The following is a 12,202-nucleotide window of genomic DNA, read 5'->3' as shown; positions in this document are numbered from 1 at the left end:
AGTGTTGATTATTTATTAATCATCCTCTATGATAAGCTTATCAAGCGAACCAAAAAGTTAAAGCGATTAAACTTTTGATTTTGAGTTTCTAGTATTATTGCTATTAAATAGTGTTGTCATGATCAAAAGTTAAAGCGCTTATACTTTAAAACTGAAAGGTTGATGTGTCATGATCAATCGCGAGAACAGGCGGCAGACGTTTTATATGTATCTGTTCATTTCTCCTTGGATTATCGGCTTCCTTGTATTCGCCCTTTATCCTATTTTGTCATCGCTTTACTTCAGCTTCACTGATTATGACATCATTCACCCACCTAAGTTCATCGGGCTCGCTAACTACACAGAGATGTTTCACAATGACCTGTTCTGGAAATCAGTGGTTGTCACGCTGAGATATACCTTCATCGGTGTTCCCATCCAGCTTGCACTTGGTCTTGGTTTTGCGCTATTGCTCCACCAGACCATTCCTCTCCGCGGCTTTTTCCGAACAGCAATGTATTTTCCAAGTATGGTATCCGGCGTGGCTATGTCCCTGCTATGGTACTGGATCTTCAACCCGCAAATCGGGCTCTTCAATTACATTCTTTCCTGGTTCGGCATTCATGGACCGGCTTGGCTGATGAACCCCGACACTGCGCTATACGCCTTAATCATCATGACTTTCTGGACAGCAGGCTCAGGAATGATTTTATTCCTCGCAGGACTACAAGGCGTACCGGCCAGTTTGATCGAAGCAGCCAATCTTGACGGTGCTGGACGCTTCAGAATTTTCTTGAACATTACCTTACCAATGATCTCTCCTGTCCTGCTCTTTCAACTAATTATGGGGCTGATTGATTCTTTCCAAGTCTTTACCCAAGCTTTTGTCATGACTCAAGGGGGTCCAAATTACTCAACCTGGTTCTATGTCTATAATCTCTACACCAGTGCTTTCAAAGAATATCGTGCCGGTTATTCCTCAGCCTTGGCCTGGGTACTCCTCATCGTAGTTATGCTGTGCACCGCACTAATTATGAAATTATCTAACCGTTATGTTCACTACGAAGGAGGCGGACGCAAATGAGTACAGTAAGAGCGCTAAGCCCCCAGACTAAAGGAACAAGACGCCGCCGGAAAGTGGAACCTGTTAAGCTTTTCAGCTTTATCACTTTAGTAGTTACAACCTTTCTGATGCTGCTTCCTTTGTTCTTCATGGTCTCCACTTCACTTAAGTCCAAACGCGAGATGCTGAAGTTCCCGCCCACCTTTCTACCGGAGAGCTGGCAGTGGAGCAATTACACAGAAATTTTTGATACCCTGCAGTTCGGTACGCTTTACAAAAACAGTTTAATTATCGCCGGTCTCAGCGTTGTAGGTACATTAATTTCTTCGGCGCTGGTCGCCTATGGATTCGCCAGATTTAGAGGTAAAGGGAATCAGATATGGTTCATTCTATTATTGAGCACAATGATGTTGCCTTATCCAGCCATTATGATTCCGCAATTCGTACTCTTTTCACAAATGAACTGGATCGACACCTTTCTACCCTTGATTGTGCCTGCTTTCTTCGGCTCAGCTTATAACATTTTCCTGCTGCGCCAATTCTTCTCCACGTTGCCTGAAGAGCTGTTTGATGCCGGACGCATTGATGGCTGCGGCGAAATACGGATGTGGGCTACTATAGCACTCCCACTCTCCAAGCCTGCCCTAGCCACTGTAGCTATCTTTGCTTTTATCTACAACTGGAACGATCTGCTTACACCGGTGCTATACCTAAGCTCTTCAGAGAAGTTCACGCTACCCGTCGGGATGGCTTCTCTCACCTCATCGAGATTCCGCATTCCACCATGGCATCTGCTGATGGTCGCTTCAGTTCTGGCTATGGTTCCAATCGTTACGCTGTTCGCTGTAGCACAGAAACAGTTCGTCGAAGGGATTGTACTTACAGGGATTAAGTAATAATCCGCCAACAGGGCGGCCAAATATACTTGAAATCATGGAGGGTTTAGCTAATGAACAAGAACAGGAAAAGTAGTGCGCTTTTACTTGCAACAACCATGCTAGTTGTTCTGGCATTGTCAGGCTGTAGCGGAGGTAAATCGGCTGGTAACACTCTATCCGAAGGAAATGGCGGCTCGACCAATTCAGGAGGCAAGGCAGAAACGGTAACCATCACCCATTACACAATAGATTCAGAGGACCGGACATTTGTTGAGAAATTAATTCCTGATTTCGAAAAGCAGCACCCTAACATTAAAGTGAAAGTGGAAAAAGCACCTTATGAGCAGTTCGACAGCAAGCTGCAAACGCTAATTGCCGGTGGCAAATCACCAGATGTGACAAGTCACTGGGGTTATGGAGGTTTCGCAGAATACTACAACAAGGATATGCTGCTCGATTTGACCGACCTAATTAAAGAGGATGGTTTCAAGCCAGCGGATTACAACATCCCAGAGAACCTCATGAATATCTATAAGGTTAAAGATCACACATATGGTATCCCAGTTAATATGTATGTCACCTTAATGCTCTATAACAAAGACATGTTTGATGCTGCCAAGCTGACTTCCCCAACAAGCGATTATGAAGATAAGAGCTGGACGTTTGAAAAGATGGTCGACCAAGCTAAACAAATGACTCTCGTCTCCGATGATATTGCCAAAACACAATATGGCGTAGACTTTACCTGGTCTGAACGCGATATGCGGCCATTATATTTTGGAGCGCAGCCTTATTCAGAGGATACATGGACTAATGGCGGTGTGCCTTCTGAGACTTATTTTGATTCCCCTGAAGTGATTGCCGCCTATAACAAGCTCTTTGATCTCGTCTTCAAGGATAAGGTCTCCCCTTCCTCTGAGTGGAGCAAAAGCGTAGCCGGACAGAACGGCGATCCCTTCGTTGCAGGTAAAATCGGGATGTCTATCGGTGGCTCATGGAACCTTGCAGGTGCGAATGACTTTCCCTTCAAAATCGGCGTAGCCGCTGTACCATGGGGAGGAAACGATAAGGTGCGCAGCACACTTTACGTCGATCCGCTGCTGATCTTGAAGGACTCCAAACATCCGAAGGAAGCTTTGGAATGGATCAAATATTTGATCACTACCGAAGTGCAGGAGAAATCCATTGAGCTTAGTGGCGGTAACCCACCCGTCAACACCGAAGCTGCTGAAGCTTACTATAAACATTTTGACGGCATCGATCCACAAGATATCAAAAATGTCTACGAGGGTGCTGTGAACTATGGCTTCGAATCCTACAACCATTTGATCACCAACTACTCGCAAATTAATGACATGTTCATTAATGAATTGCAGCCAGTAGAAACTGGACATAAGACGGTGGAAGAGGTGATGACGACGATTCAGAAAAAAGTTACGGAGATCATTCATCGTTAATATTTGGCAAGTATGCCGTCCCTTTAGGGACGGTATGCCTGTTTGAAATCATACGTTCAGCGGACAGTCTGCCAACCCTGTATACTGAAGGTAGAAAACAGGATCGGAAAATCTGCCGCGAGGAGAGCTTGAGATGAAAGTGAGTATTTTTGATGTAGCCAAAAAGTCGGGATTATCCGTTGTAACCGTATCCCGGGTCTTAAACGGGGCCGAATCGGTACGCGAGAATAATCGCCAGAAGGTGCTGGAGGCCATTAAAGAGCTGGATTATCGCCCTAATGCAGCGGCACGCAGTCTGGCAAGCGGTAAGACGGGAATTATCGGTATTATTGTCACCACGCTGCAGGATTCCTTTTTTGACGCAGTGGTCAAAGAGCTGAATGAAGTATTAGCGATGCATGGTTATTTTTCAGCCATATCCATCTCAACAGGCATCGAATCGGATGATAGCCATTATTTGATCCAAGAAGATCGTGTAGATGGTTTGATTCTGCTCTCTCCGATAGAAGAGGACAATTATATTGTGGAAATGAAACGACGAGGCATCCCTTATGTACTAATCGATAACCAAAAGCCTGAGAATGACACCTACTCTATTACGATCGACAACTTCAAAGGCGGATATATGGCTACCCGTCATCTGTTAGCGCTCGGCCATACATCAATCGCTCATCTCTGTGGACAGGAAATGTTCCGTAGCACACGGGAGCGGCGTGCCGGATTCCTACAAGCGCTTGAGGAAAAAGATCTTACCCCATTTGAAATTGTACATGGCGAATTCGAAATTGAAATGGGATACGATACCTGTAAGCGTTGGCTGAACGAAGGACAGTTACCTACTGCAGTATTCGCTGGCGATGACAATATCGCCCTTGGCGTTATCAACGCGCTGATGGAAGCTGGCATTCGGGTACCCGAACAGGTAGCTGTGATTGGCTATGATGATCATTATATCGCTTCACAGCTTCATCCATATTTAACAACGATCCGTCAGCCCTCGGACAAAATTGGATTAGCTGCTGCCGAAATGCTCTTAAAGCGCATCTCCGGAAAGATGAAGCGCGGAGCTGGTGTAAAGATTGACCCAGAGTTAATAGTACGGGAATCTACTACTTCCAAGTAATTAAATAATATAAACAAGGAGTGACAACCATTGACTTACTACTTGGGAATCGATGGTGGAGGCACCAAAACCTATGCTCTGCTATGCGATGAACATGGCAATGTTCTCGGTAAGGGCAGGAGCGGTAACGGCAACCACCAGACAGGCGCCCTTAAGGCAGCCAACAGTATTCGAGAGGCCACATTCGGGGCACTAAATGAGGCCGGACTCCGATTGGAGGACATCCAACATACTTATCTTGGGCTTGCCGGCGCTGACCGCGAGGCCGATTATGCTATTCTCCATCCAATGATTCGCGAGATCGGATTTATCAATTACACCATTAACTGTGACACCATGATCGGATTACGTGCAGGGACGACTCGCCCTTATGGAGTTGCACTAATCTGCGGCACAGGCACCAATTCGGCTGGCAGAAACACGCAAGGAGAGCACTATCAGTGTGGTGGTTTTGACTACATGTATGGTGACTTCGGCGGTGGCGGTGCACTCAACATTGAAGTCTTTCGTTCTGTCATAAGAGCTTGGGATGGACGGGAACAACCTACCCTCTTAACCGGACTTCTACTCAACTTGCTAGGTTATGAGGAAGTTGCAGATATGTTTAATGATTTCCTCAATCATTGGAAAAGGGTCCCTGTTCATGCTGCACGCTTGCTCTTCGAAGCAGCAGCTGAAGGAGATGCTGTAGCCTTAGAGATTCTAAATCGGCAAGGCGTTGAGTTAGGGAAGTCCGCTGCTGCAGTCATCCACAGGCTTGGGATGGAGCAGGATACTTTCGATGTGGTTCTGGCGGGAAGTCTGCTAACCCGTGGGGATCGCGGCTGGATTCGCGGACCTATTGAGAAAGCTGTACAAGCCGCAGCCCCACATGCAACTGTGGTGACTCTTGCCACAGAGCCTGTAGTAGGTGCCGTATGGTCCGCGATGGATCAAGATGGTTTGACCCTTAGTAGTGAAGTGTATGAGAGTATGCGGCAATTTCAAGATTATGAATCGATCCAACAAACAAAAAAGACAGGAGTGGTTGATCTTGGCAACTAATCAAGGATTAAAGATCGCAGTTATCGGTGGCGGTTCTTCGTATACACCCGAATTGGTAGAGGGATTTATTCTTCATTACAAGGAGCTTCCTGTTCGTGAACTATGGCTCGTAGACATCGAACCTGGACTTCGCAAGCTGAACATTGTTGGAAATCTCGCTAAACGTATGGTTGAGAAATCCGGGCTACCGATTGAAGTTCATCTTACAACAGACCGCCGCAAGGCTATCGAAGGCGCAGACTTCGTCAGCACACAGATGCGTGTCGGTATGCTTGATGCCCGCGCACGTGATGAATCGATTCCTCTTAAATATGGTGTCATTGGTCAAGAAACGACAGGTCCTGGCGGAATGATGAAGGCACTGCGTACGATCCCTGTCATTCTGGATGTATGCCGGGATATTGAAGAGCTGGCTCCTAACGCATGGCTGCTCAATTTCACCAATCCTGCAGGAATGGTCACTGAGGCTGTTCTGAAATACTCCAAAGTAAAGAGTATCGGTCTCTGTAATGCACCTATCGGCCTGATCAAGCAAGTATCTTCCAAATATAACGTAGCTGCCGACCGTGTATATGCTGAGTTTGTGGGTCTGAATCACTTGCACTGGATTACTCGAATCGACGTTGATGGTGAAGATAAACTGGATGACATGCTCACAGAGGGCTACAGTGCCAAGAACGTGCCCGCCCGAGAGTGGAATCCAGAATTCCTACAATCTCTTCGCGCCGTGCCTTCCTACTATTTGAAATATTTCTATATGACAGATGCCATGCTCGAAGAGCAGATGGAATCGTTTAAGCAAGGTATCAACCGTGCTGAAGTCGTCAAACGCGTAGAAGAAGAGCTATTTGAGCTATACGCCAACTTAGAGCTGAGCGAGAAACCGAAACAGCTAGAACAACGCGGTGGTGCTTTCTATTCAGAAGCAGCAGTTAATCTCATGAGATCGCTCCATAACGGTTCAAACGATATCCAGACCTTAAATGTTGCTAACCGTGGCATACTGGACTTCTTGCCAGATGATGCAAGTATTGAAGTTAACTGTGTTGTCACCAAGAACGGACCACTACCTTTACCGTTGACTAAGATTCCACCGATGGCCAAAGGGCTTATTCATGCTGTCAAAACCTACGAGCAGCTAGCCATTGATGCCGCTGTAACAGGGGATCGTGCGCTTGCCCTTCAGGCAATGGTACATCATCCACTCGTTCCATCTGTAGATGTGGCGGTTCGGATGCTGGATGAAATGCTGGAAGCCAATAAAGAGTTCTTGCCGAACTTTTTTGGCAAACAATCATAGAAAAGAGGCGTCAATATGTCAGCTAAAGCGGTTTGGAAAGGCGATGTCAACCAAGCATTATGCGCGTTTACATTTGATGATGGGCCTTCCCAGCTTCCCGTTGAATTATGGCTGGATGTTCTAGAGGAGGAAGGGGCGGTTGGTACCTTCTTCTTCACTGGAGAATGGATGGATCAGCATCCAGAGAAGGCGAGATTAATTCTCTCCCGGGGTCATGTGCTTGCTCCGCATACGTATCATCATCGGCGAATGGCCCAAGTACCAAAGACGGTATTCTTAGAGCAATTGAAGCTGACTGAGCTGGCATATCAAGACGCAACAGGTCTTCCGTCTCCCAATTTCATGCGTTTTCCATACTGCTCCTACCGGGATGAGAATCTCGATTGGCTGACAGAATGGGGCGATTATCTGGATATTGAGGGCGTTGATTGCGGAGACTGGGCAGGTATTTCTGCAGAAGAAATCGTTGCCAACGTTGAACCTAAGCTAGAGAATGGAACCATTGTGGTTATGCATAGCAATGATGTTGCAAAGGGTTCACCGGATGCATTAAGAGCACTTATTCGGATCGCCAAGCAAAGAGGCTTGGAGAGTGTCGGCGTACCTGAGATCCTAGGGTCCATTGGCGCAGAAGTAAACTATAGACCTTGGAAAATAGCCGTAGAAGTTCCGGCGGAGTTAGATCATTCCGCGGAAAATTGGGTCCCTTTAGAAAATTGTAAGCAGCTTGCCGATCTCGCGGCCCAGACAACTGAGTGGAACATTCCGCAATATACACTGCATTTCACTTCTGAAAAGGAGTGGCTGGAGCATCTGGAGAGTCCACTAGTAGAGGTTGGAGTGACAGAGGATCGCGAGTTGTTTACCCTACGGCAATTTGACGGCAGCTATTGGGGATATGTACGCGCCGGTGTCGTAGACAATACCCTCATATTATTAGATTATGCGGCTAAAGAAGCGCAAGCCGATACCTTAGTGTACTTACTTCGCTGGGCTGCTGATACTTCGATCAGACTGGGCTTAACCCGGATTGAGGCAAGGCTGAATATCCGCAAGATGAGCGAAATGTGCAGACAGATAGGCTGGCAGTCAGAGATTCTAGAAGATCAATAAGAGACATCATCCATACTGATAAATAGTTGCGCTAAAAAACAGCGGTCCCCCATTATTGGTGGATCGCTGTTTTGCGTTGTGGGAATGGCAAATTGTAAGTTGTCGTTCCTTTCGGTACAATCAATTTTAACATCGTATGATTCCATCAGAAGGGGTGATTTCTTGCGTAAAGACACCAAAACCATCGGCGAGGCGGCTAAGCTGCTGGGCACAACCATTAAAACCATCCGTTATTATGACGACATTGATCTTTTGAAGCCATCGAGTCATAGCGAAGGTGGACATCGGTTATATACGCCCGAAGATATTTCCCGCCTGCGGCTGATCACAACACTGCGTTATTTGAGCTTCGGCATTGACGAGATTCGCCAAGTCATCGCTGGAGAGATTCAGCTCAATACAGCACTCAACTGGCAAATCGAAGCACTGGAGACGCAGGTTAGTACACTGACTAATATGATTTCGATTCTACGCCAAGCTCAAGAGCATCATTCATCAGGCAATTCCATGGATTACATGAATGAGCTGGCTGACTCCTTGTCCATGAATGCTGCTAAACGAAACAAGTTCATCTCCAGCAAAATAGAAGAAATACAGCCGCTCGGTCAATTGCCGTCCGAATGGCAGAATACTTTTTTGTATTTGTTCAATAAATATATTATCAATGAAGTCAAAGTGACGGCCGGGCAAACCGTAGCTTGGAATGAGCTGCAAGCGCTAATGAATGATGCGCAGTACATGGAGGAGCTCGTCCGATTCGAACTACCCTTCTTAAATATGGTCAAGCACCCTCGTGTTCCCGCTGCATCCTGGATCAGAACGCTGGAGAGTATCCGAATCCGGGTGGAAGCAGCCCTGCAACACAAATTATCAGCAGACAGCGCTGTTGTACAGGCAATTGTTGAAGATTTTGTGATGATGTATGCAGGTCCAGAGCAGTTCCGCGATAAGGCTACCTTTTTCCGCCAATATGCTCAATGCATGCAAACTGCTCCTTCCAAACGGATAGAACGCTTTAATAAACTGTGCCTGCTCCTCAACCCCAAATGGGATGTTATTGTAAAAGGAAATGCCTTGCTGATGCAAGGATTACAATGGAAACTCGAGCAGGACAACGCTCATTCGGCGCCTTGTTGAAGTGTGAACTTCGGATGGTCTCCCAGGTTGATGTTCAAATATTGCAAGGGCTGCCCTTTCAAATAATGGTCAAAAAAATCGAGCGTGTACTCATTAATCAGCTCATGCGTTCCACGCACATCCACGCCCTCCATCCATTTAAACAACGGGGTGAGCAGATATAGATCGGAGAAGCTCATATGTGTGCTGTTTTTGAATGTCATCCAATAGTTTCCGCCAACGGTTACCGGCTCATAACGGGCAAACATCTCATTATAGTAGGCTGTAATTTCGTCTCTGTTCGCTCCCAATGCGGCGATTGCTTCATCAGTGGTTTGGTCTACTCCTTTTAACGTTTCATCGGCACTCATGAGCAAAAAAGGCTTCTTTAGGCCGTCTGCAGGAATCCGCTTTTCACCGTAAAGTACCCCATCCATATCGATGCCTGCTTGTATTCTCTGATCATCCAGCAGCATTTGCACCGTCGTAGCTCCCCCAAAGGAATGTCCGAACATGCCCATATGTTCAAGATCGATCCGGTCAGTAAACAGACCGCTAGGGTCGTTCGCAGACAAGGCCTCCATTCGATCAAGCACAAACTTCGCATCTTCTACCCAAACTTCATTACGCCGATCCATAAAAGAATACTTCATTTGCTCATAGCCCATTTTCCCCTCTGAATCAAACTTCACCACAGGCTTATCTGGAAATGCTGAAGCTACACTGCTATAAGCATGTTCAATCCCAACGACAATATAGCCGTGACTTGCCAATTGCTCGACTTGAAACGTGTTCTGATTCTTGTAGCCCATAAATCCATGCGAGAAGAGCAGCACAGGATATTTAGATTCTGTATCGGCTAATCCGGCATTCGCAATAGCATGGGTATTGACTAGCTTAAATCCTGAGAATACCAACTCCGGCAAGTGCAAAAATTCATGCAGTCCTTCTATATACGGAGCAGGATCAGATAAATATGGCGCCTTTTTTCCAGTAGCCTCCGAACCTGCCGGATACCAGATTTGTACCATTAATTCGCGGGAATCACCGGATGTTTTCGTAAATTTCTCTTCTCTTGCAGAATCGGTCCAATGGTAGGTGACGGTCCCTATCGCGTAAGGACCTGTGGGCTCCGCAAAAGAAAATACAGGGAATAGGATCGGCAGCGCAATGGACACAGCAGCATAAACCACTCCAACTCCTCCGAGAATTAGCGCCCTCCAGCGCTGTCGCGGCTTTCTTTCTGCCCTTGCTGTGGATCGGAAGAAAGGCCTTACCCCTCCTACAATCGCCCATAGTGTGACCAGATACATTGGGATCATCGGCCACCGCAAGCCTTCCACGAAAGCGTGGACAAGCAGTAAAGCAGCAGAAATCCCGCCGCCTATCAGCCACCCGCGTTGTGATTTGGGGCATCCTAGCATTAACCCACTCAAAATCAATACATTAAATAAGACAAGCATGATTTCAATCCATCTCATAATCTATAATCCTCCTTGGATTTCTCTACTGGCTGTCGACCTGAACCAAGTATAAAACCTCCTGTTAGAGGAGAATCAAAAAAATTAATTCGAATGGAGGATTGGGGCAGGACTGAGGGAAAGATTGTCCCTGATGATATTGAAGGCTTATAGCATCCATAAGATGCTACTTCAGCGTATTTCTCGAATGACCTGGGCAATGCCAGAAGAAATATCAGGCTCTTTTACACTAGATACATTGAGCTTTAGAATCCTCTCTTTTTTTGCAAAATAGGGAAGGTAACCGCTATCCGCCAATTCCACTCGAATGGACTTTTTTTGCAGCCGTTTGATCATCTGCTCTGCTCTAAGGTTATCCTCCAATTTCAGATAAGTATGAACACCTAGCTGACTGGCTGGAACATAGGAATAATGCTCTTCAGACGCTGCATTTGCCTCCCTCATAATCGAATCGTGGAGGAGCGTTGATCTTTTTCCGTAGCAGGAACGCATTTTTTTTCGGTGGCGCTCGAACATCCCGCTTTTCAAATACAACTCCAGCGCCGCTTGCGACAACATAGAGCTATCTATATCCATCAGTCTTTTGAATCGGTTAAAGGACTCACAGAGCACCTCGGGAAGTACGGCCACACCAACGCGCAGACCTGGGAATATAATCTTGGAGAAGCTTTTTAAATAAATAACATGTGATGTATTATCATAGGCATAGATCGGATCTTGCTTCGCATCCTGCTCCAAATCTGCCATGTAGTCATCCTCTACGATATACACATCGTATTTAGCTGCAAGCTGGGCAATCGCCTTCTTCTGATTTCGTGTAAAGGAAACGCCCAGCGGATTATGGAACCGTGGAACGGTATAAAAGAACTTAAATTCACCAATTTTAAATAACCGCTCTAATTCATCCAAATCCACCCCATCATCCGAACGCCGTATCCCCTCTGCCTCGATTTCATATGTCTTCAAATACTCCATAAACAAAGGATAACTCGGCTGTTCAATCAATACTCGCTCCTTACCATTCGGAAAAGGAATACGGGTCAAGAGTCCAAGGGCCTGCTGCACACCAGAGGTGATAAAAATCTGCTTTGGATCAGCGAATACCTGATAAGAAGCCAGTTGTCGCTGCATTTCACGGATAAGAGACGGCAGCCCCTGCGGTGTTCCATAGATAAACAGATCCTTACGGTACATATCAATCGCTTTATTGATGCAATGTTGAAAATCCAGATATGGAAAAATATCAGGGTCTGGTGCAGATGCCGTAAAATCGATCCAGTGCGAACCTTCCTCTTTCCGCTGTCCACTGCGTTTCATGACATAATATCCGCTCTTTGAAGCTGCGTAGATTAGATGTTTATCTTGAAGGTCCTGGAGTGCACGAATCACCGTGCTCTTATTGCAATCATAACGAAGTGCTAGTTCCCGAATAGAGGGTAGCTTGTCGCCTTCTCGATACGTGTCTTCAACGATTTGTAATTCTAGATCATTGATTATTTCCGAATACTTATACATCCTCTTCACCTTCCTCCGAATCTAATTTGTACCGGTACAGATGAACAATAATTACATTGTAGCATAGCTATTCTAGCCTTAGAATAAAGAGCATAACAGGACCGGTCCTAAATGCGCGCAACACTTTGGAGGT

At 46.1% G+C, this 12,202-nt stretch carries 10 protein-coding genes; 8 read left to right on the top strand and 2 right to left on the bottom strand.

Going from position 1 to position 12,202, the window contains the following annotated elements; genetic code table 11:
• The first annotated feature begins 169 nt into the window (after positions 1–169).
• From MHB64_RS01355 to MHB64_RS01320, 8 genes are all read left to right on the top strand, one after another.
• Positions 170–1,063: a carbohydrate ABC transporter permease gene (locus MHB64_RS01355; RefSeq protein WP_036687229.1), complete on the top strand. Its 894-nt coding sequence runs from the start codon at positions 170–172 to the stop codon at positions 1,061–1,063.
• The gene (locus MHB64_RS01350; protein WP_341133551.1) at positions 1,060–1,938 is read left to right on the top strand and encodes a carbohydrate ABC transporter permease; all 879 of its coding nucleotides are present in this window, start codon (positions 1,060–1,062) and stop codon (positions 1,936–1,938) included. The genes MHB64_RS01355 and MHB64_RS01350 overlap by 4 nt, the downstream gene beginning before the upstream one ends.
• 53 nt (positions 1,939–1,991) lie before the next feature.
• Positions 1,992–3,377 carry an ABC transporter substrate-binding protein gene (locus tag MHB64_RS01345; RefSeq protein ID WP_341133550.1) on the top strand — a complete coding sequence of 462 codons (1,386 nt, stop codon included), beginning with the start codon at positions 1,992–1,994 and terminating at the stop codon, positions 3,375–3,377.
• A 133-nt stretch (positions 3,378–3,510) separates the two neighbouring features.
• Positions 3,511–4,500, top strand: coding sequence for a LacI family DNA-binding transcriptional regulator (locus tag MHB64_RS01340; RefSeq protein WP_094869206.1), 990 nt, complete (start codon positions 3,511–3,513; stop codon positions 4,498–4,500).
• Positions 4,501–4,530: 30 nt separating this feature from the next.
• The gene (locus MHB64_RS01335) at positions 4,531–5,544 is read left to right on the top strand and encodes an N-acetylglucosamine kinase (RefSeq protein ID WP_341133549.1); all 1,014 of its coding nucleotides are present in this window, start codon (positions 4,531–4,533) and stop codon (positions 5,542–5,544) included.
• Positions 5,492–6,844 (top strand): 6-phospho-beta-glucosidase, encoded by a 1,353-nt coding sequence (locus MHB64_RS01330; protein WP_094869208.1) that lies wholly within the window; start codon positions 5,492–5,494, stop codon positions 6,842–6,844. Before MHB64_RS01335 ends, MHB64_RS01330 begins: the two co-directional genes overlap by 53 nt.
• 15 nt (positions 6,845–6,859) lie before the next feature.
• Positions 6,860–7,957 carry a polysaccharide deacetylase family protein gene (locus MHB64_RS01325; RefSeq protein WP_341133548.1) on the top strand — a complete coding sequence of 366 codons (1,098 nt, stop codon included), beginning with the start codon at positions 6,860–6,862 and terminating at the stop codon, positions 7,955–7,957.
• 162 nt (positions 7,958–8,119) lie between these two features.
• Entirely contained in the window at positions 8,120–9,094 is a 975-nt protein-coding gene (locus tag MHB64_RS01320; RefSeq protein WP_341133547.1) for a MerR family transcriptional regulator, read from the top strand.
• Here the strand turns inward: MHB64_RS01320 and MHB64_RS01315 are convergent.
• Entirely contained in the window at positions 9,076–10,554 is a 1,479-nt protein-coding gene (locus MHB64_RS01315) for an alpha/beta hydrolase family protein (protein ID WP_341133546.1), read from the bottom strand. The genes MHB64_RS01320 and MHB64_RS01315 overlap by 19 nt on opposite strands.
• A 171-nt stretch (positions 10,555–10,725) precedes the next feature.
• The gene (locus MHB64_RS01310; RefSeq protein ID WP_341133545.1) at positions 10,726–12,069 is read right to left on the bottom strand and encodes an aminotransferase-like domain-containing protein; all 1,344 of its coding nucleotides are present in this window, start codon (positions 12,067–12,069) and stop codon (positions 10,726–10,728) included.
• Positions 12,070–12,202: the final 133 nt, after the last annotated feature.

It is taken from the genome of Paenibacillus sp. FSL K6-2859 (genome assembly GCF_038008265.1).
Lineage (GTDB): Bacteria > Bacillota > Bacilli > Paenibacillales > Paenibacillaceae > Paenibacillus_AQ > Paenibacillus_AQ nitricinens.
The sequence above is the reverse complement of the archived record's forward strand: the minus strand, read 5'-3'. Positions and strand labels throughout refer to the sequence as shown.